Annotated in this window: 22 protein-coding genes; 5 read left to right on the forward strand and 17 right to left on the reverse strand. The window is 50.5% G+C overall.

The window, feature by feature from the left end:
• Positions 1-9: 9 nt before the first annotated feature.
• From LC508_RS14375 to LC508_RS14400, 6 genes are all read right to left on the reverse strand, one after another.
• Complete coding sequence (locus LC508_RS14375) at positions 10-951, reverse strand: carbohydrate kinase family protein (protein WP_054352066.1); 942 nt, start codon at positions 949-951, stop codon at positions 10-12.
• 91 nt (positions 952-1042) lie between these two features.
• Positions 1043-1954: a carbohydrate ABC transporter permease gene (locus tag LC508_RS14380; RefSeq protein ID WP_033139246.1), complete on the reverse strand. Its 912-nt coding sequence runs from the start codon at positions 1952-1954 to the stop codon at positions 1043-1045.
• 22 nt (positions 1955-1976) lie between these two features.
• A complete protein-coding gene (locus tag LC508_RS14385; protein ID WP_103731822.1) occupies positions 1977-3713 on the reverse strand; it encodes an extracellular solute-binding protein in 1737 nt (578 codons plus the stop codon).
• A gap of 31 nt (positions 3714-3744) precedes the next feature.
• Positions 3745-4710 carry an ABC transporter permease gene (locus LC508_RS14390; protein WP_033139244.1) on the reverse strand — a complete coding sequence of 322 codons (966 nt, stop codon included), beginning with the start codon at positions 4708-4710 and terminating at the stop codon, positions 3745-3747.
• Between the two features lie 88 nt (positions 4711-4798).
• Entirely contained in the window at positions 4799-5578 is a 780-nt protein-coding gene (locus tag LC508_RS14395; protein WP_103732904.1) for an endonuclease/exonuclease/phosphatase family protein, read from the reverse strand.
• A 16-nt stretch (positions 5579-5594) separates the two neighbouring features.
• On the reverse strand, positions 5595-6509 hold the full coding sequence (locus LC508_RS14400; RefSeq protein WP_054352061.1) for a CehA/McbA family metallohydrolase: 915 nt from the start codon (positions 6507-6509) through the stop codon (positions 5595-5597).
• A gap of 204 nt (positions 6510-6713) precedes the next feature.
• On the opposite strand from LC508_RS14400, the gene LC508_RS14405 reads away from it, so the two are divergent.
• From LC508_RS14405 to LC508_RS14425, 5 genes are all read left to right on the forward strand, one after another.
• Entirely contained in the window at positions 6714-7175 is a 462-nt protein-coding gene (locus LC508_RS14405; RefSeq protein WP_054352060.1) for a DUF6669 family protein, read from the forward strand.
• A gap of 10 nt (positions 7176-7185) precedes the next feature.
• On the forward strand, positions 7186-8127 hold the full coding sequence (locus LC508_RS14410; protein WP_158587221.1) for a CehA/McbA family metallohydrolase: 942 nt from the start codon (positions 7186-7188) through the stop codon (positions 8125-8127).
• A 4-nt stretch (positions 8128-8131) separates the two neighbouring features.
• Entirely contained in the window at positions 8132-9910 is a 1779-nt protein-coding gene (locus LC508_RS14415; RefSeq protein ID WP_118593784.1) for a sensor histidine kinase, read from the forward strand.
• Positions 9882-11504, forward strand: a complete 1623-nt coding sequence (locus LC508_RS14420) for a helix-turn-helix domain-containing protein (RefSeq protein WP_054352056.1) — start codon at positions 9882-9884, stop codon at positions 11502-11504. The genes LC508_RS14415 and LC508_RS14420 overlap by 29 nt, the downstream gene beginning before the upstream one ends.
• 94 nt (positions 11505-11598) lie before the next feature.
• Positions 11599-12861 carry an MFS transporter gene (locus LC508_RS14425; protein WP_103732745.1) on the forward strand — a complete coding sequence of 421 codons (1263 nt, stop codon included), beginning with the start codon at positions 11599-11601 and terminating at the stop codon, positions 12859-12861.
• Here LC508_RS14425 and LC508_RS14430 read toward each other — a convergent pair.
• The 11 genes from LC508_RS14430 to LC508_RS14480 all read right to left on the reverse strand — a co-directional run bounded on the left by LC508_RS14430 (position 12858) and on the right by LC508_RS14480 (position 26024).
• A complete protein-coding gene (locus tag LC508_RS14430) occupies positions 12858-14408 on the reverse strand; it encodes a response regulator transcription factor (RefSeq protein ID WP_054352052.1) in 1551 nt (516 codons plus the stop codon). The genes LC508_RS14425 and LC508_RS14430 overlap by 4 nt on opposite strands.
• Positions 14380-16113 (reverse strand): sensor histidine kinase, encoded by a 1734-nt coding sequence (locus LC508_RS14435; RefSeq protein WP_103732746.1) that lies wholly within the window; start codon positions 16111-16113, stop codon positions 14380-14382. The genes LC508_RS14430 and LC508_RS14435 overlap by 29 nt, the downstream gene beginning before the upstream one ends.
• A gap of 240 nt (positions 16114-16353) precedes the next feature.
• Entirely contained in the window at positions 16354-17022 is a 669-nt protein-coding gene (locus LC508_RS14440; protein ID WP_033139237.1) for a YesL family protein, read from the reverse strand.
• Between the two features lie 96 nt (positions 17023-17118).
• A complete protein-coding gene (locus LC508_RS14445) occupies positions 17119-20241 on the reverse strand; it encodes an alpha-mannosidase (RefSeq protein ID WP_103731954.1) in 3123 nt (1040 codons plus the stop codon).
• Positions 20242-20400: 159 nt separating this feature from the next.
• A complete protein-coding gene (locus LC508_RS14450; RefSeq protein WP_103731953.1) occupies positions 20401-21684 on the reverse strand; it encodes a glycoside hydrolase family 125 protein in 1284 nt (427 codons plus the stop codon).
• A 157-nt stretch (positions 21685-21841) separates the two neighbouring features.
• Positions 21842-22666 carry a DNA-formamidopyrimidine glycosylase family protein gene (locus LC508_RS14455; protein ID WP_103731952.1) on the reverse strand — a complete coding sequence of 275 codons (825 nt, stop codon included), beginning with the start codon at positions 22664-22666 and terminating at the stop codon, positions 21842-21844.
• An 86-nt stretch (positions 22667-22752) separates the two neighbouring features.
• On the reverse strand, positions 22753-23022 hold the full coding sequence (locus LC508_RS14460; RefSeq protein WP_054352048.1) for a zinc ribbon domain-containing protein: 270 nt from the start codon (positions 23020-23022) through the stop codon (positions 22753-22755).
• Between the two features lie 56 nt (positions 23023-23078).
• Complete coding sequence (locus tag LC508_RS14465; RefSeq protein ID WP_054352047.1) at positions 23079-23984, reverse strand: helix-turn-helix transcriptional regulator; 906 nt, start codon at positions 23982-23984, stop codon at positions 23079-23081.
• Positions 23985-24151: 167 nt separating this feature from the next.
• Positions 24152-24568, reverse strand: coding sequence for a stage V sporulation protein AB (locus tag LC508_RS14470; protein WP_033139231.1), 417 nt, complete (start codon positions 24566-24568; stop codon positions 24152-24154).
• Position 24569: 1 nt separating this feature from the next.
• Entirely contained in the window at positions 24570-25184 is a 615-nt protein-coding gene (locus LC508_RS14475; protein ID WP_033139261.1) for a stage V sporulation protein AA, read from the reverse strand.
• 126 nt (positions 25185-25310) lie between these two features.
• Entirely contained in the window at positions 25311-26024 is a 714-nt protein-coding gene (locus LC508_RS14480; protein ID WP_033139230.1) for a SigF/SigG family RNA polymerase sporulation sigma factor, read from the reverse strand.
• Positions 26025-26026 lie beyond the last annotated feature (2 nt).

Below are 26026 nucleotides of genomic sequence, written 5' to 3' on the forward strand. Positions count from 1 at the left end.
TCCTCCCGCTTATTTATTTTCGTATCTCTCTGTAAAACGCAGCAGTTCCTTTTCTTCCGGAAAACCGGTATTACCCCCATGGGCAGACACTGAGAAGGCACCACAGGCGTTTCCGTACTGCAGACATTTTTCAACCGGTTCCCCCTTCAAAAATCCATAGATATACCCGGCATTGAAGGAATCCCCGGCCCCGGTGGTATCCACAGCTTCTGCCCGGTAGGAGGACCTGCGGTACACCATACCATCTTTCACTGCAAGAGAGCCTTTCCCTCCCAGCTTAATCACCGCCTGCCCGCACTCCCGGGCAAACTGAAGGGCTGCCTCCTCTGCTGTATCTGTCTTTCCGTAGTGCTCCGCCTCTGTCTCGTTCATAAAAAGGACATCGATCCATGGAAACAGCTCACAGATCCTGCTGCTCCAGTTCCCGGTGGGATCCCATCCCACATCAAAAGAGACTGTGGCATCTGTCTCCTCCTTTACCCGGCGCAGCAGCCGCGCATAGGCAGCGTGGGAAATCTCCCCCTCATACCCTGTCACGTGAACATGGCGTGCCCGGCCCGCCTTTTCGATCTCCACCCTGTCCATGCTGATATCCCGGTTCGTTCCCCGGTAAGTAAGAAAGGACCGGTCCCGGGCATTGGTAAAGCTCAGGGAGATCCCGGTCCGCGCACCCTTTGCGGTCACAAGCAGCTCCGTATCCACACCAAAACGCTCAAAGGTCTCCCGTATCATATGACCGTAACAATCATCCCCCACTGTCCCCTGGAAGACAGGGCGCAGTCCCAGTTTACCAATCCCTAAAGTTAACAGGGCCGCCCCGCCTCCCACATAAGTCTCCATGGAGGAAACCAGCTCCTCCTGTCCCGGTGCCGGAAACGTCTCCACTCCGGGAATGATAATATCCACGTTTACATCTCCGTAGACATAGACATCCCATTTCTTTTCACTCATTTTTCTACTCCTTTTGTCTTCATCTGCAAATAAATACTGCCCGGCAGGTAAAAAACCGGCTTTCAGCGCGAACTAAAAGCCGGTTTTTTTGTCAACCCTTTACTGCCCCGATCATGGCACCCTGGGCAAAATATTTCTGCACAAAGGGATACACACACAGAATCGGAACTGTGGTGATCACCACTGCCGCCATCTTCAGAGAATCTGATGTGACAGCCGTTGCATTCTGCGCCAGTGCCTGGGCCACAGAAGTGATCTCCTGCTGGGAACTCATGGCCTTGCTCAGCATCTGCTGAAGCACGGTCTGTACCGGCCACTTGGAGGTATCACTCATGTAGAATGCCCCGGCAAACCAGTCATTCCAGTGATTGACTGCCGTGTAAAGTCCCACCACCGCGATCACAGGTTTGCTCAGCGGAAGCATAATACGCGTATAGATCTGAAAATAGCTGCAGCCATCCAGCTTTGCCGACTCCTCCAGACTGTCCGGAATCCCTTCAAAGAAGGTTCTTGCCATCAGAAGATATGTCACACTCACCAGCGACGGAACCACATACACCCAAAAACTGTTGAGCAGATGCAGGTTCTTATACTGGATATAAGTGGGGATCATACCTCCGCTGAATAACATGGTGAAGGTAATCAGCATGGTAATCAACTTATTTCCCGGCAAATCTTTCTGTTTCAGGGAAAATGCCGCAAGCGTAGTCACAGTCAGGCTTAATACGGTACCGATGACAGTTCTGGCAATGGTATACCCGTAAGCCCGGACAATACTGCCGTCCTTGAACACTTCCTTAATATTGTCAAACGTGGGCACTCTAGGCCAGAACCAGATACCTCCCCGAGCGGCATCCTTTCCGTCATTGAACGCCAGAACCAGTACATTCAGACAGGGCAGTATAATAATCAGGCAGACAGCAATGACGATCATATATACAATAACCTGCACCGCAATATCTGTCCGGCTGGCCCTGATCCTGCTTTTTTGGCCTTTCCTCATCCTTAACACCCTCTCTCACCTGTCACTGATAAAAGTTGACAGCATCTTTATCTTTGTTATAGACATCAGCCACATAATCTTCAAATTTCTCTACACCTGCTGCTTTTAACTGGCCGCGGAAGGACTCTATGATACTCTTCACCTCGTCGTCAGACTTTGCAAAACATGCCTGCACAAACACTTCGTCCCAGTTGAGCAGGTCCATCTGTGTCTTCACGTCCTCCATTCCCTCTGCGGACAGATACGCCGGCGCGTCCAGTCCCGGGATCAGTTTCTTCACATAGGGATAATCCGCTGCAACTTCAACACTTCTGGCAAAGGTATCGTTGGAGGACGCCCCCGGTCTTGCCTCTCCGAAATTATTGATGTTGTCTTTATTGGTAAGTACGAATTCAAAGAAATAGTTTCCGCTTCCGCCGAAGCCTGCGCCCACCTCATTGAGCAGATAGTCCATATTGCCATCACTCAGAGCCTGCTGTACCTCTTCTTTGAGGACCGGTTTTCCGTCAACCATATCGTAGCTTACACCTTCAACCCCGTACTGGGCGATCATCTGTCCCTCTTTTGTGGAGAGCCAGTCAAAGAACCGGAAGATTTCCTCCGGATTTTCCGCATCCGAGGAGATTGCCATACATCCTCTGGCACCCTTGCCGTGTGTCACCTTTTTGTTGTCGCCCTGAATGTCATTGAGAGGTCCCAGCGGAATCCAGTCATCTGTCTGGTAAATGATATCCGTATAATTGTTCACATCAGCGATGATGGCGGAGTTATAACTCTTGCAGGCCTCCTGGGCACGGGTGGAATCCATGGTGAAGAATTCGGGATTCATAAGCCCTTCGTCTATGAGCCTGCGGATATAATTGATCTCATCATAGATGGAATCCCGCTCTGCCTCATGCTTTACTTTTCCATCTGTATCGATATTATAGTTTTTGCTCACGCCCCAGCGGTATCCCGGACAGATATACTCCAGGGTGTCCACAGAACCGCCCCAGTATTTCGGTCCCAGCGGATAGACTGCGTTTCCGTTCTTATCTTTAAAGCCGCCCTCTTTGATCTTCACGAGCAGATCATAAAAATCGTCCTGGGTCCTGATATCATTCACGTTGATGCCAAGCTGGTCCACAATGGATTTCTGTATGTACATGCCTCCGCGGTAATCCTCCTCCGGATTATATTCCAAAGACTTGTCCGTGGCATCCACATTCATCTGCCACAAATACACGCCGTCCAGGTCTTCACGGAAGGTAACGTTCTTATAGGAATCCCAGGGAAGATAACCGTCCTCATAATATCTGGAATACACCTCTGCATTTTTCATATACTCGGATACATCGGCAAACATTCCCTCTTTTGCCGCCTTTGACAGCAGCGGGAACTCCGGTCTTGTAGAGTTGTCCAGATAAGAAACGATCACATCCGGAATGGTGCCGGACGCAAGCTGGGAGGCCAGCACTTTCGCGTCGCTGTCTCCGGGTGTGTATTTTACATCCAGCTTGATTCCTGTCAGCTCCGTGATTTTCTTCATTGTGGGGGTATTGTTCAAATCCTTGGGAAGGGAATTGCCGATGTCATCCACATACGCCTGGACTGTGATCGTGCGGTCCGCGATCCAGGTATCCGGTTTTCCTTCTTTGCTCTCTGTACTTACATTTTTTGCTGTCTCCTTACTGTCACCTCCGCACCCTGCAAGAGCACCTGCTGTCATGGCACCGCACAGAGCCAGCGCCAGAATTGTTTTTGCTGCTTTTTGTCTCATACCTCTTTCCTCCTTTATCTTCACGGTCACGCTACCAAAGCCCGACTTCTGTGACTTTCTTGCATATCTTATTGCTGATCACAACCAGGATCAGTCCCACGACGCCCTGTATGAGCCCAATGGCGGTTGCATATCCAAACTGTCCGCCCTGCAGTCCCACCCGGACTACATATACATCCAGCGTATCCGCCAGGGTCATATTGCCCGGTGTACGCAGAAGCCAGATCTGGTCCACGCCCGAGGAGAGCAGACCTCCGATGCCCATAATGAACAGCAGGCCGATGGTTCCCCGGATTCCCGGCAGTGTAATATGCCACATTTTTTTCAATTTTCCGCATCCGTCCATCTCCGCTGCCTCGTACAGAGCTGTATCCACACTGCTGATGGCAGCCAGATAGATAATGGAATCCCATCCGATATTCCTCCACAGATCCATGGAAAACAGGATTTTTAAGAAATACTTGGCATCCATCATAAAAAATGTGCCCCCGTCTCCTCCCATGCCAGCTATAAGCTGGTTCAGAATACCGGTATCCGGTGCGAGGATTCTCTGAAGCATTGTGACAATGATGACCGATGACAGGAAATGCGGCAGATATGTAATGGTCTGCGTCACCTTCTTAAATTTCATGTTCCTGATCTCATTGAGCATCAGTGCCAGAATAATGGCGAATGGAAACTCCAGCACACATTTGATAAACCCGATCCTGAATGTGTTCAGGATCAGCCTGGGGGCATCATAGCTTTCAAAAAAGGTCTTGAAATATTTAAGCCCCACCCAGGGACTTCCCCAGATACCCTTGTTAAAAGAGTAATCCTTAAAAGCCAGCACAGAACCGGCCATGGGCACATAGCAGATCAGCGCGTAATAGATAATTGCCGGCAGCAGCATCACGTACAGGGGCCAGTAACGGATAAGCCGTTTTCCAATGGGCTGCTTTGGCTGTTTTGGCTGCTTTTCTTTCTTTTTCTTTCCCAAACTTTTTGCCGTTTGCATTTGGTTTCCTCCTTCCTTCTGGTCTCTATTATATTTTTTCCGGGCGATTTTCCACAATGGATAAAAATTAATTATTTCATGGACATTTCTATTCCCCGCAGTCCCCGGGTTCCAGTACCGCGCAGATGGGGTAATGGTCAGACAGCCAGACATCCCCTTCCCTGTCTTCCCATTTTTCAACACTTTGGCAGACAAACGGCGCACCGGCATAGATGTAGTCAATCCGCTCCGGCATATCCTCTGGCTCGAATCCGTGATAGGTGACACCGATTCCCTCCGTGACGTTTGTAAATTCCCTGCGGCTTTTCAGGACTGCAAGCTCCGGGCTGTCCGGTTCCGCGTTGAAATCCCCTGCCAGGATCACGGGAATGTTTTGAAAGGCCGATTCCCAGTCCGCTCTTTTTAAGATAAGCTCCAGCCCCAGCCTTCTGGCCTCCCCGCCCATATGGTCCAGATGGATATTATACAGCCGGAACAGATATGCCTTTCCCGGCCCCCCGCTATACGAAAACACGGCCCCGGTACAGACTCTCGGGCAGATGCTCTGGCACGCGTAGCGGCTTCCCGGCACATAAGGCTCATCCGACAGCCAGAACGTATCCATGGAGATCAGATTCACCCTGTCCCTGCGGTATGCCACGGACACCTGCTCATCCTCCAGGTTTACGTCCCTGCCGCATCCGATCACATAATACCCCTTAAGGTTCTCCTTCAGCCACACTGCCACATGGGGCAGCACCTCCTGAAAACAGATGATATCCGGCTGTTCCCTCCGAATCTTCGCAGTGATCAGATCCCTGCGGCGGCAGAAGCAATTTTCTCTATCCTGTCCGAAATCACAGCGGATATTAAAAGTAACCAGTTTCATACCTCTTCCTCCCAGATCATAATAGCCACAGCCAGATTGGCTGGGACCATGCTTTTTCCCCGGCTGCGTTCTTCACCACAAGCCGTACATATTCCTCATCCCCATTCAGCACAAAGGTTCCTCCCTTTAACTTGCCTTCCTCATTGTGAAGATGTCCGCTTCTGTGCGGTGTCTTGAAATAAATATCCGTACAACCACTGCAGGAGGCACAGGCCGTATTGTCCTCCACATAAAAATCATGGATCAAAGGGCCTGAAGAGGCATAAAAGCTTCCGTCTCTCAGCGCCTCGAAGATACCTCTGTGGGTAAGCTCCCGGGCCTTTGCCATAATGAACCCGCCCATGCTGTACGGTCCCAGTTCATGGGTATCATCCGCCGCAAAGCAATACGTCCTGTTCCTCACATACAGAAAATGATCGTAATATGTCTCGGAGTTTCCGTTGCTGTCCTCAAACTCTGCCACATGGTTGTAGATTTCCATTCCCAGCAGCCCGTGAAGATTCTTGATATCCGTGGAATCCACCTTGGACCAGTAAGGATGGGCATAGATAGTGACATTGCCCCGCTGGGCCATATATTCAATGATCCTCTGTGGCGTACACAGGGTATTGCCTGTTCTCTCCCTTTCAAAACGGTAATGATCGGGAATCCGGTTCGTCTCAGGCAGACCTATGCTCACAAGATGATGGTCCTTGCGCTCCGGAAGCTCCAAATCCAGCTCTGTACCGGGAAATATGAGAAAATCCTCCCGGTTCAGCTCCTCATGCACTCCGTAGACCCAGTGGTCCGTGATAGCCAGAAAGGAATACCCCTCCTGTCTGTACCGCTTTGCAGTCTCCTCCGGTTCGCTGCTGCCGTCTGAGCGGGTGGTATGTGTGTGGAGATTTCCCTTGTAAAATTTTCCGGACTGATACAATGTTCTCTTCTGCATCTTCTATCCTCTTTTCTCAAAATTCTGCCTCCGAAAATCGGCATGGGCATATTATAAAGCACTTTCTTTCGGAAAAAGAATGAAGATTTCTCAGAAAAATAATGGACAATTCTACGATAATCTCAAATCTATTGAATCCCCATTTTATATGTAGTATCATTTACCCAAATTCTATTAACACTTTTTTCAGGAGGAGAGACATCTATGAAAGTACTTTATAAAGTTGGAGGGACTCTGTCCAAAGATTTTATCGGGCAGATATCCTATACCGTATGCCTGGACCGGAAATACGAAGAACTGGATATCGAGTTTTCTTTTGATAAGCAGAAGTACACAGCCGAGGATGTGACAGAGGACGTGATCCGTGAGCTGACAGACTACTGCCGCAGCAATTACGGCCTGGAACTGCCTCCCGGCGCAGACCCGGCAAAGGAGATCATGGACAGTGCCAAGACCGAGATACACACACTGGCAATGCTCAATGACCGCTTCATAGGCTGCATCCACCGCCAGCTCACCAACAGACATATGCACTTTTGCTCCTCCTCGGCCACTGAGGGCTGTATCCCTCAGACCGATCTTGAAGGAGTTCTGAAAGTAACCGTACTCGTCTTCAATGTCCTCATGGATGACACACACTACACACTGCAGGTCTCTGCCCGATAAGGAGGTTTTCATGTACAAACGACTGGAATTACACAATCACACCACAGAATCCGACGCTTCCCTCACGTGTGAGGACCTGCTTCGATGGATGGAGGCAGATCAGGTGGATGCCTTCGGCCTTACAGACCATAATACCATCTCCGGCCATCCCAAGATGCAGAAGCTGCTCTTGGAGAACAGTTCCGGCATACAGTGTATTTACGGCATGGAATACACCACCTACTACGGACATATCCTCTGTCTGAACTTAAAGGAGTATGTTCCCTGGGAAACCATTGACCGCCGCCGCCCTGAACTTTTGTTTCAGGCCATCCGGGATAAAAACGCTCTGGCAGGCATTGCCCATCCGTATTCCTATGGCTACCCCTTTGCCCGGGGATGCCGTTTTGAGATGGAGCTTACTGACTATAGCTGCGTGGATTTTATTGAAATCTTCAATAATCCCGAACCACTCCGCCAGGTCAATGAAAAGGGGCTGCTGCTCTGGGAAGATCTGGTGCTGAAGGGCTGGCCCATTGCCATGACCTGCGGTATGGATCTGCACGGACGCTGGGAGATGGGAAACCAGTTCGCCACCTTTGTGAAAGGGGAACCCGGGGGAGATACCGCAGCAGAACTGGAACAGGCCATCCGCAGCCAGAAGACCTGCATTTCCAAAGGGCCCATCCTGGAAGTCTCCGTGGCCCCTGACAGCCGCTCCCTTACGTTTCATCTGGCTGACACGAAGAAACCCGGCTTTTCCCGGCAGGATTCCTCACAGTTTCTGATCACACTCAAAACATCCTCAGATACATACACGGCTGCCCCGGACCAGGCTTTCCCCATAGAAAGACTGAAGGGCGCGGAATCTGTCATTCCGAAATTATATGATAAAACTGCGGAGATAGAAAACCTGGTCTGTGTGGCGCCTGTTCTGCATCTTACAGGACAGAGCCGTCAGCCATGGATGTGATGTTATGAAATGGAAGGGTATCTATTCGCACCGCATTTTTACGCAGCTTGTCGTCTTTACACTTTTGATCAGCCTGATCCCCACCCTGTCCATCACCTTTTTTCTGTTCTATAAGCTGGAGAATATGGTCAAGACAGAGCTTTCCGAATCCTACCGGCAGATGACCTCACAATATATAAAAAACATTGACGAAAAGCTGACCCAGTACCAATACAGCCTGGATGTCATTGCCGACAACACCGTGATTCTGGAAACCCTGGTGGACAAGACAGAAAGTCCTTACATCAAAGGGGAACAGATCAGCAGTGAGGTGACAAAATCCCTGCTGCTGGACCGTCAAAGAGAGATCCGCAACTGTATGCTCTACTCTGATATTGATGAGTATCCCGTATACGGAAAACGGGCTTCCATGGTCAAGGAGGCCGGACACGAGGAATGGTTTCTGCAGGAGCGCGCGATCAGGGAAAACAGCTTCAGCTATATCTCCAGCGCCGGCAATGTTCCTGTTCTCTCCTTTGTCAAAAACATTGAAAATGTCAATATCCACAATTATGAAAAAGAACAGCTCGGCTTTCTGAAACTGGACCTGTACATGGATCTGGTCTTCAAGCCCGCAGACACAGCCAATGAGGGGGATTCCTCCTATGAGGTCATTGTCTACGGCGATGACAGCAAAATCCTCTATTCCTCAGCGCCCCAAAAGAATTTCCTGCTGGACGCATGGCTTGCGGCCGGGGAATCCTCAGAACCGGTTGACGGCTTTACCATCAAGCACGAGAATCTGGAAAAATGCGCCCTGCATGTCCTGCTTCTGTTCGACAATCATCAGCTCACGGTCAAACAGCAGGCAGTCAGACAGATGATCCTGCCCATCATGCTCTGCGTTATCCTGCTCATCCTGTTCTGGTCCTGGCTCTACAGCCGTAACTTTTCAGTCAGGATCGGGTGTCTGGTACAAAAATTCCACAAAGCGGAGACCGGTGATCTGAACATCTACGGACCTATATCCGGCAACGATGAGGTGGCAGAGCTGGACCGCCAGTTTTCCCATATGCTGGGCAAACTGGATGCCCTGATCCAGAAAAACTATATCCGCGAACTGGAAAACAAGGAGGCACAGCTGAAAAATCTGCAGCTCCAGATCAACCCCCACTTTCTCTACAACACTCTGGAGACCATCAGCTCCATGGCTGCTGTAAAACAGGTATTTGACATCTGCGATATCTGCCAGAGGCTGGGGGAGATCTTCCGCTACAACCTTGGGAAGAATTACGGGGAATTTGTAACAGTGGCACAGGAGCTGGGCCACGTGCAGAATTATATCTTTATCATAAAAAAACGGTACGGAAACCGTTTTGAAGTGTTCTACAACATCTCCGTGGATACAGACAATGCCATGACGCTCCGCTTCATCCTGCAGCCCATCGTTGAAAATGCCATTCTTCACGGCCTGGTAAAACAGACCACCACGGGCACCCTGGAACTCTCCGCCTGGGAGGAGGAGGACAGTCTGATGATACGTGTGGAGGATGACGGCATCGGCATGGATATCCAGAAAGTGGAGGAGCTGAACCGCTCCATAAATGTGGCTGACGATCTTACCCATACCGGACTCAGCATTGGTATCCGCAATGTCAACCAGAGGATCAAGCTCGCCTGCGGAGACCAGTACGGAATCACCATAAAGAGTACCCTTCACTACGGCAGTCAGTTTGATCTGCGCCTGCCGCTCATTCGGAAAGGAGAAAAAACAGATGAAAAGGAACCTGCTGATAGCAGATGACGAGGAGCTTATAAGAAAAGGCCTGATCGCACGTCTTAATTATCTGGGGTTTGCATTTGGTGAGATTCTGGAAGCGGAGACGGGAACAGAGGCACTGGAGGCAGTGAGAGAAAATTCCATATCCATTGTCATCACAGACATCCGGATGCCTGATATGGACGGTCTGGTCTTCATCCGGGAGGCCAAGAAACTCTCCCCTCATCTGCGCTTCATGGTGTTAAGCGGTTACGCCGAATTTGAATATGCCAAAACCGCCTTAACTCTGGGCGCCAGTGCTTATCTGCTGAAACCTCTGTCAAACCAGGACCTGAAAGAGGGTATGGACAAACTGCTCACACAGGTAGAACTGGACACGAGAATACGCCGGGACATCACCTCCAGGAAGAAGCTGGAGGAGGAGAACACTGCGTACACCCTGGAAAAGGAGGTCAATGCTCTCCTCCATGAGCCTGAAGACGAGAAATTCGGAAAAGGCAAATATCCCGCATTCTACCATAAGATCTCCTCCGCTCCCGGAAACCGCCTTCTCCTGGGCATTGTCAACATTGAGGAGAAAAGCTGTGAGAACAACTTCTGTAAAGACGACACGGAGCTGATCCGCTTTGCCGTCAAGAATGTATTTGACGAGATCAGCTCACCCAGCAAGGTCCTTCTGGTGAACAGTATCATCCACCGACGTCAGATGTATGCCGTCTTTGAGAGCAGCGGCAGTGAGGAATCCGTGCTCCGCCGGGAGGTGGAACAGTTCTTCCTGGAGATGCGGGCTGTTCTTGAGAAGAAGATGGGCATTTACCTGACCATGGGCACCAGCAGCCAGACCGGCAGACTCTTTGCGGGAATCCTGGGGGAGGCGGAATCCGCCCTTCGCCAGCGGACCATCTACGGTGACGGCAATCTCTATTTTTATGAGGACAACACCGTCTTCTCCGGGAAGTCCTTTCCCGCCTCAGAGCTGTACTTTCTGGAACAGTACCTGATCCAGGGTAATGTCAACGGTATCCTCAAGCTTCTGTCCCAGTTATTCTCAGAGGAAATGCTCCAGAGCTGCGGCGTCTCCTACATCCGCATCCTCTGGGTGCGCATCCTGAATCTCCTCCTGAAATACTATGAACCGGAGATACGCAAGTACATCGGTGTGGAGGACCTTCTCCACAATTTCCGGATCCTGGATGAACTCTGCCTCCCGGAAAGGATCCACCGCTATATCTCGGATATTATCACGGACTGCATCAGCAAACGGGGAATGCAGGATGCCAGTTCCAAGGACAAGATACAGCTTGCCACTCAGTATATAAAAAAGCATTACAACGAAAATCTGTCCATAAACGGCCTGGCGGAACTCTACAACATGAGTCCCAACTACTTCTCCTCTGTCTTCAAAAAGGAGCTGAACCGTTCCGCGGTAAACTATATCACAGAGGTTCGCATGGAAAAAGCTAGGAAGTATCTAAAAGATACCGGCCTGAGCGTGATCGAGATCGCGGAAAGCGTGGGCTATGAGGACAGCCAGTATTTTTTCCGGGTCTTTAAAAAGACAACCGGGGTCACACCCCTTCAGTACCGGCAGCAATGCCGATCCGGTAAACCCATGTAGAAATATCTACTTTAAAATGGTGATATATCCATTTCTCCTTTTTCCGTTCTGGTGTATATTGAAGAACGAAAAAAGAAAAAAAGGGGTATCTCTCATGAAAAGATTTCACAAGCTTGAAAGCAGTAAAATGGCATTCTATCTGTTCCTCCTGTGCTGGCTGGCCTACTTTACCTCCTATATCGGACGGCTGAATTTCTCTTCCGCCATGACAGCCATGATCGAGGAGCAGGTGCTTGCCGGGTCCCAGGCAGGGTTTATCAGCATGGTATATTTCTTTGCCTACGGCATTGGGCAGATGTGCAACGGCCTGTTGGGAGACCGGTTCCATCCCGGACATATGATATTTACCGGTCTCGCCGCCGCCGCTGCCGCTAATCTCATCATGGGATTTGTGGATTCCTTCTTCCTCATGTCCCTGGTCTGGGGCATCAACGGATACGCCCAGTCCATGATCTGGCCTCCCATCATCCGTATTTTTGCGGAAATGCTGCAGGAAATGCAGAAGGTACGATATTGTATCCACATTGTGTCCTCACAGGTGGCCGGGACTCTGGGCGCCTATCTCCTGGCAGCGGCCGTCATGTGGCTGGCAGGCTGGAAAGCCGTGTTCGGTGCGGCAGCCCTCTGCCTGGGCGTCATGGCTGCTGTCTGGTCCCTGGGTTTCGGCCGTATTGAGCGTTACAGCCAGAGCTGCGGGAAGGAAGATACCGCGGCCCCGGATGTCTCGGGCCTTAAACCGCAAGACACATCAAAGGCTGTACCTTTCTCCTCTCTTCTCTTCAGCTCCGGCCTGCTGGCCGTAGTATTTCCGGTGCTGATTCACGGAATGCTGAAAGACGGAGTAGCCACCTGGGTGCCGACCTTTATCAGCAAAACCTTTCTGACCTCTCCGTCTCTCTCTGTGCTGGTGACCACCGTTCTGCCCATTGTAAATCTCACCGGTGCCTATGCCGCACAGTATGTATACCGCCGCACAGGCAGACGGGCCATGAAGGCTGCCGTTCCCTTTTTCCTGCTGGCCTCTGCCGCGCTGGCCGGAATCCGTCTGGCAGGCAGTCTGTCCATCATCCTGACCGTGATCCTGTTCGCGCTCATCACCGCCTCCATGATGGCAGTCAACACCTTATTTGTCAATCTGCTGCCCCTGAACTACGAAAAGCAGGGCCGGGTCTCCACAGTATCCGGCTTTCTGAACTCTGTGGCCTATCTCGGCACCGCGGTTTCCACCTTTTCCATTGGGGTCATGGTGGACCATCTGGGGTGGGGCGCCACTGTTACAAGCTGGATACTGGTCACAGCCGCTGCCCTTATAGTCTGCATTGTAAAATCTCTGCGCGAAAACGTTACAGGTCCCTAATATTTTTTCATCTCTCGTAAGGAAGCCGGGGACACCCCGTAGCACTGCTTGAACTTCCGGTAAAAGTAGCTGGTATCCGTATATCCTACCTCCTGGGCGATATCGTTGATCCTGCGGTTCGTATTCAGTATCAGGTCTTTGGCGATCCCGTTCTTGATATTGCTCAGATACTGGGTGAAGGAGCACCCCACTTCCTTCTGGAAAATCTGGCCCAGATACGAGGCGTTCATATGGTATTTATACGCCAGTGTCTTCAGACTCAGCTCCTCCCTGTAATTCTTCTGCACCTCTGCCATGATCTGCTTTACCACAGGCGTGTATGCGGAATTCTCTGTGTGCAGATATGTGATGATCTCCGAAATCTCCGAGATGAACATAGCCTTCAGTCCGAAGATATCCTCAGCGCCGTAAATCCCCTCCACCATATCGGACAGATCCTGCATATTCTTCTCTTCCAGCTTATATTCCCCCTTGATATCCCACAGCAGAATGGCGATCTTCAGGGCAGTCTGGTACAGGTTATTCACATCCGTGTCCTTGCGGATATTGTTGATGAACAGATCCTCGATGTAATTGATCGCCCCGTCCCTGTCCTTCTGCAGTATCATTTTGCGGAGCTGCGTCTCATCAATGGCCACATCCTTTGATTCCCGGTTCCTGATATGGTTGTCATCCACACAGCTTCCGTATCCGTCCAGCATCCTGTACTTCTGCATCCGCATGGCCTCCCGGTATGCATCCGGAAGCTTTTCATAATCCGTAAAGGAAGGGCCGATACTGATAAATGTAAAAATCCCCAGCTCACTTTCCAGGCGGTTCTGCAGACAGGAGAAACGGCTGTGGATCTCACCACGTATCTTCCCGGCAGTCTCCCCTTCCCCTCCGTTCCAGGTATAATCTGTCTGAAAACTGTCTATCAAAAGCAGGGTATCTGTGCCCAGATGGATCACTCTGCACGCTTCCTCCTGCAGAATGGAAAGCAGTTCCGACATATCCCCTTTCCGCATGCTTCTGCTGTCAATCTTCATAACTGCCGCTGACAGCAGCTCCGCCTTCTTTACCCTTGGAAACAGGGAGAGAAATGTTTTCTGCTCCTCCTCACTGCTTCCTCCCTCCAGAAACTTCTGCCATCCGATACGGTCCTCCATGTCCTTTGCATTGTCCCGGTCCATCTCCCGGAGTTTCAGAAGCGCCTTTTTTGCCACTGCCTCAAGCTGTTCCTCGTCAATGGGCTTTAATATGTAATCCTCCACGTCAAGGGGAATGGCTTTTCTGGCATATTCAAATTCATCGTATCCGGTGAGAATGACAAACCGCACCCTCTCATCCCTGCCCCTGATCTCCCTTAACAGGTTCAGGCCGTTCATCACGGGCATCTCCACATCTGTCACCACCAGGTCCACAGGCTCCTTCTCCCAGAGGGACAGTGCCTCCTTACCATTGTGGGCCATATGCACCACCTCAAGTCCCAACGCCTCCCAGTCTATGATGTTCCTTATCCCCTGGAGAATCAGCTCCTCATCCTCCACCAGCATTACTTTCTTCATCTGTTTCCCTCTCCCTGACCTTCAATTTCAATATCACATGCATGCCCCGGGGCCTGCCGGCCTCTAAAAACACACCGCATGTATCCCCATAAGCAGCCCGCAGCCTGCGGTTCACATTCGTCACGCCAATGGATTTTCTTGTATCCATCTCATTGTTTCTGAGTTCACGGTTCTTACTCTCCATGTCTTTTCCGGGCATTCCCCTTCCATTGTCTTCTACATGGATATAGAGGTCCTCCTCCACGCACCTGGCATAGATCCGAATCTCATTGTCGCTCTCCTCCATCCGGATTCCATGGATAAAATAATTCTCAATAATGGGCTGCAGGATAAACTTGATAACCGGAATGTTGGACAGTTCCGGCCCGCACTCCACACTGGAACGGAATTTTCCCTGGTACCGGTATTCAAACAATTCCAGATATTTCTTACAGTAGTGCAGCTCCTGCATAAGAGTTATCACATCCGCCTCCTTTAGCTGACTGCGGAAAGTGACGGCCAGGCTGTAGAGCATTTTCCCCACTTCCCGGTCCCCGTTGCAGATGGCTTTCATGCGGATGGCTTCCAGTGTATTGTACAGAAAATGAGGGTTGATCTGACTCTGCAGTGCCTGCATCTCCGCATTCTGCTGTTCAATCTCTGCCAGATAGCTTTTCTGGATGTAGGATTCCAGTTCCCGGCACATGCGGTTAAAATGGTGGGCGATCATGTCCAGCTCATCCCCGTGCTCATGTTCCGGAAGCTGTACCTTTAAGTTTCCCGTCTGCACCTGGTCCATGCCCTGCAGAATACCGTCAAGCCGTTTTGTAAGGCGTTTCAGATAACTGCTGATCAAGATCTCACCTGTAATGACAAGGACAGCCCCGATTCCCAGTATGGCAAAAATATGGACTGCCGGAACGGAGGCTGCAGTGTGCTTGTCAAGCCTGGCTGCCACAATATAATCTTCCACACTTTGAAGCTGTATGTAGGACCCGAGTTTTTTATCTGCGTCCTTTTGCTGGAAATCCTCCAGAAGCAGAGAGTCCGCCCCCGGAAATACCTGGTTTCCGTTCTTGTGATAGAGATACACCTCTGCCATGGGATACTTTTCCTGAATCTTTTTCATGGACCCTGTATCAAATGTAAAGACAATACACCCCTCCATCCTCATGCTGAGAGGGTCCCTGATTTCTTTCTGAAAGGAGTAGGAACCGGGCAGGGCAAGCCCGCCGTCCAGAATCTCCTTTCTCCGTTCCCTGCCTTCATGATTTACACGGATATCATTTTCGGAGTAAAAAACCGTTGTCTTGTTATTGGTATAGCTGATGAATTCTATCTCTTTGATATCCGGATACGCGGAATACGCATTTTCCACATAACTGTAAATATCCTTGTTGTCCAGTGTGTTGGAGGACGCGTACGTGTCCAGATGACGTTTGAGATATTCCTCCGTGTCATACCGGAAATAATTGAGCAGGTCCTCCAGCTCAGAACTGTTCTGGTAAATCGCTCTGTGCAGATAATCCGCGTCCGAGCTTACACGGCTCACCTCCAGAACCGCCTCCCCGCACAGCTTGCCTGCATAATCCTGATTTGTCTCCAGCATGCGGGTTCTGCTGGAGGAAACCGAATATAAGATCAGCACTCCTACGATCAGTATCAGAACTGCGGAATAACTGAAAAATAATTTCTGAAATAAATGTCCCGGACTTTTGTTTTCCATATATTCCCTCCTGCCTGTAAGTATACCATATCTCCGCCTGTCTGTGCATGCTGAGGATATGCTGACAGCACAAAAAGAGAGTCCTGTGGTTACTGTTCACACTCCACTGTCCCGCGAGGTGTTTTCAGGCCAAAGGCATGAAAATCCCGAGGCAGCCAGCGCGATATGGAGCGGAATGCTCCATATCTGTGCATCGTGAAGCGTGTTATTGGGCACGGAGTGAACAGTAATGTCCTGTGGTTAACTCTCTTCCAGTGAATGCAGAACCTTCCGGTTCATAAATGCTATGAGGAATCCGTACAGGCTTCCCATAAATAATACTGCTGTCCCTGCTTTCAGCTCAAACAGCATCAGGATGACTCCCAGGGAGACAATGCTCCCCAGAGTGCTGACAGGCCTGGTGACAAGAAGGATCAGGGAGGTCTTAACAATATCCCTGTTCTTCATCCGGTACCGGGAGGCCAGCAGGTACAGATTCGGTGTCACCGCCAGGGCGGCTGCGAATAATATCACAAAAAGGATCATAAGAGGAAAGACCGGAATCTGTACCGCAAAAAACTCTATATTTATCTCAAATACCAGGATCAGGAACATATGGCCTGCCGCCAGCAGATATTTCTGTCCCCAGTCATCCCTGTATGCCTTCCTGTAGTCTCTCCATACCCCGGTCTCCGTTTTGGAGAGCAGGCGGTTCATGGTGTAAAACAGGGCGGAGAGCGCCGGCCCCGCAGGAACCATGCACAGCAGGAAGAATGGCAGGCAGGTGCGCACCTGGGAGGCTCCCACAAAGAGGAAAAACAGGAGCGCCGGAAGGTTGGAGAGCAGAAACAAAAGGTTCGCTCCAATCACATACCACAGCTTTTCACAAAATCCCAATATCTTATCCATCTGGAACACTTCACTAAACATTTTCTCCTCCTCTTCCCAAGCTGCCGGTCTGCAGCCGCTCTCAGGTACGTTCTGCGCCATAAATGCACAGGCCTGACCGGATCATTACCATTATTCTTACAGCTCGATCAGGATCGTCTTGATCTCATAGGGATGCAGATGAAGCTTCATCTCCCCTGCCGGCCTTGCCTTTGTGAGCGGGCGTTCCCTCAAATCCCCCTCCATCCAGCAGGAATAACCAAATCCCGGTGTCACCGTCACGTTCTGGGAACTTCCCGCAAACTCATGGAAGCGCAGAACAATATACTTTCCGTCCTCGGACTTTTTCACTGCGTCCACTTCCACCTGTTCATTGTCAAAGGTGACAAAACTCTCAAAGTCTGCCTTCGTCCTTCCGGCAGCCGCCTTCATGGGGTCATTGAGCGTACATGCCTCCTGCACGGTACGTCCCTCCACAAAATCCCCGCCGTGTGGCAGAAGGGCATAGGTAAAGGTGTGCATACCCTGGTCCTGCAGATGGTCCGGCTGCAGACCAGAACGCAGAAGGGAAATGCGGATCACATTATCCTTGATGTCATGTCCGTATTTGCAGTCATTCAAAAGGCTGACGCCGTAATTTCTCTCGGAGAGGTCAGCAAAACGATGGGCAACGCTCTCAAATCTGGCCTGATCCCAGCTTGTGTTCCAGTGGTTTGGGCGCCTCACATTGCCGTACTGTACATCATAGGTTGCATAGGTGGAGCGGATATCCACCGGGAAAGCAGCCTTTAATAACTGCTGTCTTTCATGGAAATCCACATCTGTCCGAAAGTCGATCCTTCGGGAATCCCGGTACAGGCTCATATCCTGGGAAATGAAGGATCTCATGTATTTCCATTCCATGTGGATGGTCAGTTTCAGCGGACCGCACTCCGTCACTTCAAAGGCCGTCAGCTCTGTGATCTCCCTCATTTTCTGCTGGTAGTAAATATCAATGTCCCACGCGTCGTTGTCAAGAGGCTTATCCTCGAACATCTGCAGCACATTTCCCCGCTCCCCTTCTGCCAGGACCTCACGGCCGAAGGTCTTGTCATAGAGCCGTGTTATCTGGCCGTAATCATTCAGGGAAACCAGATAATAAGGTGTCTCAATCTCCCTTCCCCGGATGACGAAGCTGTTCTGCTCCTCTTTTCCCTGTGCCTGGGGATGGAAGAAGATGACCTTATGCCCCATGGCCGGCACCTGCTCTGCCTTTACATACACGGCATTTTCCCCTTTCTGTACAGGAAGCACACACCCCTTATCATCTGTAAAGTATCCGTTCTCTGTGCAGGGGATGGATATCAGCTCATCCTTCGTCCAGGCAGAAGCATTCCATACGGTCCAGGTGTTCTCCTCCGGCAGGGCTGTGTTCTCCGTGAAATCCTCCTCCACCTGAACTGCGATTTCTTCAATGGCAGCGTAATCTTTATGGCAGTCCTCATATACCTCATGGATGGAGGAGCCGGGTATGATATCATGGAACTGGTTGGTCAGGATCAGCTTCCAGCCCTTTGTGAGGCTTTCCTGTTCTGCTTTTTCCAGGCTTCCTGCCATGAGGCCCTGCATAACGGTCATCCACTCAGCCCTGCGGTACAAAAGCTCCATTTTCCTGTTCATGCGTTTGTTGTAGCCCTGGCTGGTGTAAGTTCCCCTGTGGTATTCCAGATACAGTTCCCCGTCCCAGGTATTTACATACTGGTCTGTGTCCTTTACTGTCTCCTTCAGTTTTCTGAAATACTCCCCTGCTGTGGATGTTTTCACATGAGGCAGTCCCGGAATCCTGTCCAGTCTCCGTCTCTGTTCCAGCATGTCACGGTTCACACCCCCGCCGCCGTCTCCGAATCCATAGGCGATGAGCAGGTCTTTATTCATCTCCTTCTCACTGTAGGCATCCCACACGCCTTTTACAGTCTTTGGCATAAGCTTGCCGTTGTAGGTGTAGAACCAGGAGCCCGGTTCATTCCAGGGTTCCGGTGTGGTGATGAAATGGGTCAGCACTTCGCTGCCGTCAATGCCCTTCCATTTGAAGGTGTCGTGAGGCATACGGTTAAACTGGTTCCAGCTTATCTTTGTGGTCATGAACATATCAATGCCGGATTTTTTCAGGATCTGGGGAAGTGCCCAGGAGTAGCCGAACACATCCGGCAGCCAAAGGTATTCCACATCTTTTCCGAACTCATCCTTGATGAATTTGCTCCCGATCAATATCTGGCGTGTCAGGGATTCTCCGCTTGTCAGGTTGCAGTCTGCCTCCACCCACATGGCGCCGTCCGCTTCCCAGCGTCCCTCTCTGACGCGCTCCTTGATCTTCTCATAGATTTCAGGGAAATCCTCTTTGATATACTCATAAATCTGGGGCTGCGTCTGCAGGAAAATGTATTCCGGAAACATTTCCATCATGCGGAGCACTGTGGAGAAGGAACGGGATGCTTTCTCATGAGTGTGCTTCAGCCGCCACAGCCATGCCATGTCAATGTGGGTATGGCCTACACAGTAGACATTTACCAGGGAATGCTTATCCATCTTGTCAATCTTCTCATTCAGCACCTGATCCGCCTGATGAAGGGATTCATAGAATTCATCACTTCCCGGATATGCCCAGTCAATGCAGTGACACGCTTCATCCAGTGCGTTTCTCAAATCATAGCGGATGGGATTGTTTTCCTCCAGGTTCTCAATGGTCTCAAGCACCATGGTTCCCAGATAGTAAAAGTCGTCTGCCTCTTCATCCAGCCAGGCCAGATCTGCCCTTTTGATCTGATGCTCCTGCACCGCGGGCACACCGCCGCCCTCCAGCCCTGACCAGAGGCGGAAAGTCAGGCTTGTGTCCTTTCCATAACATTCCTCCGGGAAAAATACCTCCTGATGGTTCACATCAACACCCTGGAAGGGTTCCTCATCCAGATAGCACATGGACTCAAAACCACTGTTGTTTCCCGCACCTGTATTTCCGAAATCAAAGATACCCACTGCCCGTCTGCCGGCCCACTCTGCCGGGATCCGGATATCCCTGTGCATCCACAGATAGCGGTCCCTGCCGGCCCAGCACTCACCCCCGGCAATCCTTCCCCAGCCGTCAAAGTTTACGGGAACCCTGGGATTTACCAGCTTCTGTTCATCCTCGCACATTAGGAATTCTCCTATAGGAGTCACACCGCGGTATCTGTATTTCTTCACTTCATCCATTCGTCTCTGTAATTTCCTGTCTGTCAAAAACATAATACCCTCCTGTTTGATGCCGCCTTTCCCACCGCCTTAAGCAGCTCTGCAGCCAGCAGCACGCTTCGTTATTTTTATTTTACATGTTTTACAGGAAATAACAATTTCCCTTTTTCTAGGTTAACTGTACAAATTCTAGTGCGGTATTCCGGTGCGCGCTTACCGCTTTACCCGGTATCCCAGAAAGTCCAGCATCAGTTCACTGTACATGGCATTGGCCCAGGAAAACCATTCTCTTGTGAAAATCTCAGGGTTATCCACAAAGACACCCTCGTGCATCATACCTTTTCCACCGTCTGTCCCCGCAAGGCGTCTGAGTACCTGAAGTTTCTCCTCCTCTTTTTCCGCAGTCAGCCCCTCCATGGCTGCAGCAATGTGCCATACATATCTGGATGGTGTATGGGGACTTCCGATGCCGGACAGCCTGTCCCCTTTATAATAGTAAGGATTGGCCTCACTCAGCAGAAATCTCCTTGTGTTTTCCGCCACGTCACGGCGTCTCGGTATGTAGCCCAGATATTCCATGGATAAAAGGCTGGGCACATTGGCATCATCCATGAGATTATACTGCCCGAAGCCGTCCGTCTCATAGGCATAGATCTCACCGAATTCCGCTGTCCTGGCAATTCCGTATGTCTCGATTCCCGCTGTTATCTCCTCCCGAAGGCGTTCTGCCCGCTGTGCTGCTGCCTCCTCATGAAGGATTTCCCGGCAGATTTCAGACATGTATCCTAAAATAACACAGGCAAACATGTTGGACGGTATCAGATAACCATAGGTACATGCATCGTCACTTGGGCGGAATCCTGACCAGATCAGACCGCAGCCTTCTTTTACCAGAGCGCCCTTTCCATCCCTTGACAGTGTATCTGTGTGAATGGCATTTTTCCGCTGGAAACGGTACTGTGACCTGGACTCATGATACTGTTCCCGTTCAAACACATCCATGATAGTTTTTATCCCTGTCAGAAAGGTATCATCAAAATGCGCGGTATATCCCGTATTCTTCCAGAGCAGGTAGGCAAGCTGGACGGGATAACACAGGGAATCCACCTCGAATTTCATTTCCCATACCCATGGGTTCTGATCCGGGAAATCCTTCTCCCAGCAGTTCCCGTTGTCTGTCTCATTAAACGCATTGGCGTAAGGCTCTGTCAATATGCAGCGAAACTGCCGCTTCACAAGCCCTGCGATCACCTGTGTCAGCTTCTCATCCTTCCCGGCAGCCAACAGATACGGGCGGAGCTGCGCAGTGGAATCCCGCAGCCACATAGCCGGAATGTCGCCTGTGATAACATGGGTGGTGCCGTCCTCCATCTCCCTCACCGTTGTGTTCAGGGTGTTGGTAAAGCAATTGCGAAACACCTCTGCCAGGTACGGTTCCTCCCTGCACTTGAGTTCTGCTTCCTTTATCAGTTCTTCTATGATTCCCGGGTTCTCCATTTTTAAAGTCCTCCTGTAATTTTTCTTATGTGTCCATCCTATCAAAAACAGATGGGGCTGTATAGTGAAATATCTCTTGAAATTTGTAAACTTTTCTACTCCGGGCTTCTGGCCGCATATGCAGAAAAGGCCCCACGGACTAACCGTGGAGCCTTTTCTATCTCTTCTGGCATTTCTCGCAGAAATATACATTCCCGCCCATATACGCCGCCCTTTTTATTTCCCCACCGCACCGCATGCACGGCTGGTGCAGAGAGTTTTTGGAGAGCTGGGTTATGTACCCGCCTTTGTTTCCGAATAAATCCCGCTCTGTATCTCTGCCCCCCTCATCACACATCTTTTTCAGTGTTTCGGTAACAGATTTGTAGAGATTCACAAAATCTTCTTCCTCCGCCTCCCGCATGTCAAACCTGGGGTCAATGCCTGCATTCCACAGAATGTCCTGCAGCACACCGTTTCCAAGGCCGGGTATGCGCTGCTCGGTTGCCAGAAATGCTTTGGCTGTCACCTTTTTTTGGGTATCCGGGTACAGACTCCGGAAATACTCGTAAGTAAATCCCTCCTCCAAAGGCGTACACTTGCTGACAGACGAAATATAATATTCATCACTGCATTTTCCCAGCGGATATACTCCGATAAACGCATACATCTGCACCGACACGGACAGGGCCGTATCGTCGTCAAAGGCCGCAAAAAACTGATGCCTTTTCGGGAACTCTGCCTTCTTTTCACAGTATTTCGGATAGGCGCCGTCAAAAAGCAGGATCATACAGTCTTCCGTATCAATCTCAATCATGCCGCCCCGGTTCACAGCCTTTACAATGGACTGCCCCTGGAGCATCTCATCATAATTTTCTTTGTCTCCGTGAAAGAACGCAAACTTATGGGGCGTATGGCCTGCTGTGACATAGTCAATAGTCTTTCCTTTCAGGTTATCTGTTATCTGCTTTGCTATGGTTCGGCTCTCCGGCAGTTCCAGCATATCATATTCCTCCTCCGGCATGTGTTTCAAACTGCATTCGGCAGGCTGTGCGTCACAGTTTGCCGAAATGAACTTTCAGGCATCTTCTAAGACTGTTTCCACCTCTTCAGTGTGGGGAACCAGGATTTCATCATTTTTTCTGCTTCCTCCTGCGTACCGAAAGGATTTCCGTTTTCCTCATTAAACTTCAGGTTAAACTGAATCATATCCTCCATTGTCATATCACCGGTAAAGCTGCCGTCCTTATAGCAGTAACAGCAATAATCCTCATTTCTGCTGCCGTCCCTTTCCGTTCCGAAATCTTCTTCCTTCTCCATAGGCATTCCGCAGCTCTGGCAGAATTTTTTATCTTCCATGATATCTGTCCTCCTGTTTTTCTTACAGGATACGATATCTAATATGACACCTTATGTCATATACGGTAAAGTTCCCGAATCTTTTCCGCCTCCTTTTCGATCTGCACTCTCAGCCATTCCGGCTCCAGGACCCTGGCATCCGCGCCGAAGGATAAAATAAAGCCGGTCAGCCACCTGCCAGGTGAAAAAGCAGTCTTCACCTCAAAGCCACCGTCCTTTTGTCGGACAATATCCTCCTCAGCGAAAAAGTCCAGCACCTGATAGCCCGCTGCCTCCGTAAATCTGAGTCTGACCGCTGTCATATCCTCTGACATGTCCCCGCCCGCGTCCTTTTCCCCGGGCATCGGTCTTACCTGGAACTGTTCCTCCTCCATCTCCAGCTCCCGGACCCGGTTCAGACGGAACAGGCGGAATGCCTGCTTATTCCTGCAGTAACCGGACAGATACCAGTGGCCGCCCTTAAAGCATAGGCGCAGCGGCTCCACCGTTCTTCTACTCTTAATACCGGAGGAATTATAATACCGGAAGGTCAGAAGGCGGCGGTGCAGAATTGCATATTTACAGAGTTCAAAATACTTCTTCTCCAGCTTTCCCGCGCCCCATGTCTCAAAATCCACCTCCAGCCAGTCCACCGTCTGTCTTCCGAACAGTCCGGCAAGCTGGGAGAGCAGACTTCGCGAGTCCGCCGCTCCCACAGCATCCAGACTTTGAAGAGCCGTCATAATGTGCTCCTGCTCCTCCTCGCCCAGCAGCGTCCTGTCAAGCTGAAAATGCTCCATCAACCGAATTCCCCCGCCGTGCCCTCTCTCTGTATAAACCGGTATTCCCGCTGCGGAGAGCGTGTCCAGGTCCCGGTATATGGTGCGTACCGATACCTCAAGCCTTGCAGACAATTCCCCGGCAGTGATCCCGCGGTGCTCCATCAGTATGTATAATATCTCAAATAATCTGCTGTTCTTCATCTTCCCATCCCGTCTGTCACTACAGCCGTCCTGCTGCCTCTTCCCGCAAAAGGAATACAGCCTGCCCGGGAAGAAAATATCCCCGGGCTGTGTAACCTGCCCAAAGGCTGTCTGTTTTCATGTTAACAGTATAACACAGCCCTGATTCTGCCCACAAGGAGCACTTGTCACGTCATAAGGAAAAACTGGATCAGGCTTCCCAGTGTCTTACCGATGGCAATGGACAGCACCACAAGCCCCACACCCTTTGTAAGGCCGATCCGCCTTGCCATAATAGCGAATACATTCACCACTTCACCCAAAGCAATGATCCAGCTTCCCAGGAACATGCCGAAGAATATGCCGATGACAGCCAGTCCCCAGTGTCCGAAAGGCACATGGAACTGATACAGGTATAAAATATTTCCCAGAAAGGTCCCCAGGATCAGAGCGTCCTCATAGAGGAGCAGATTATGGCCCGTATGGGTAACACCCGCATACCGGGGAATGATACCCAGCCCGATGATAAAAGCAGCCAGCGCGGTGGCTACAACCATACCGCCGCTTAAGCCTACAATGGCAGCGATCACTTCATTCACCCACATCTTAACTCTTCTCCTTCCTGTTCTTCTTCTCGATCAGAGTCTTATCTACATCATCCTCATAGACACGCATCTGTACTTCCATAGGAGTAGGGTCCTGCGTGATCTTTCCATGTCCGAAATGATTGAAGAAAAATATAACGCCAAGGCCGATTCCCAGGGAATAGGTAAATTCCAAAATGGTGTGCCCCGTGGAAATATTGCCTGTGAGCTGCTTGTAAAGCTGAAAAAACAGTCCGGATGTATCCACATCCATATTAAACGTCATAATGGAAAAAGCCCCTCCGAAAAATGTAAGAAAGCACACCAGAGCCGTCTTCATCCAGCTCCACAGCACATGCCCATGCTTCTGCGTCTCATAGGTAATGACAAAATTCGCCTCACCGATATGCGTCACATCCACACTCTGTTCCTTATCCTGGATCGCCTCCACCAGCTCCAGGGCAGATACCACATAGCGCCCCGGCTTACCGTCCGGAACGGTGAATACCTTTCTCACCCGGTTCCTGTTCAGTACACTGGTACTGCTGGAGGAAAGCTTTGCCACATCCTGCAGGTAGACCTCCGGCTGATGTACCTCCACATTTTTCTCTGTCTGCACATATAAAACATCACTCATGTAAATATCTCCTTTGAACATAGACAGCCGGACGAAATCCTCCTGACTGCAATTACGATTACAGGGATAGTATGACATTTTCCTGTGCAAACTATTCTTAAAACAGCACACTTGCCGTGCCATAAATCAAAGCTTTTCCCGTAGGCGGCTCAATATTTTTTTCTCCAGCCTGGACACCTGTACCTGGGATATTCCCAGCTCTCCCGCAATCTGGGTCTGGGTCTTCTCCTGGAAGAAACGCATGTAGATCAGTTTTCTCTCCTCAGGGTCCAGCGTTCCCAGCATCTGCTCCAGCATCATACGGTTTAACAGATGTTCCTGGTCATTGCGCTGCTCCTCAATCTTGTCTTCTAGAGAAATATCCGTGCCGTCGCCCTGGTATATGGTCTTCTGCAGGGACTCGATCTGTGCCCCGGACTCCATTGCCAGCACCAGTTCCTCTCTGGTCACTGCAATACGCTCCGCAATCTCATCCATCTCCGGCTCTTTCCCGTTCTCCATCATCAGTTCCTCTCTGGCTGTGTAGGCTCTGCAGCATATCTCCTTTAAGGAACGGCTCACCTTCATCATGCCGTCATCCCTTAAAAAGCGTTTGATCTCCCCTGTGATCATGGGGACCGCATAGGTGGAGAATTTCACATCATAGGAAGTATCGAATTTGTCAATGGCTTTCAACAGGCCAATGCTCCCTATCTGGAACAGATCCTCTGCCTCCACGCCGCGGTTTAAAAAGCGCCTGACAATGCTGTGTACCAGACCAATATTTTTCTCTACCAACGTATCTCTTGCTTCCTTATCTCCCTGGTGCGCACGCCCGATAAGGGCAAGGATATCCTCCATAC

Source organism: Blautia parvula, assembly GCF_020215665.1.
Lineage (GTDB): Bacteria > Bacillota > Clostridia > Lachnospirales > Lachnospiraceae > Blautia > Blautia celeris.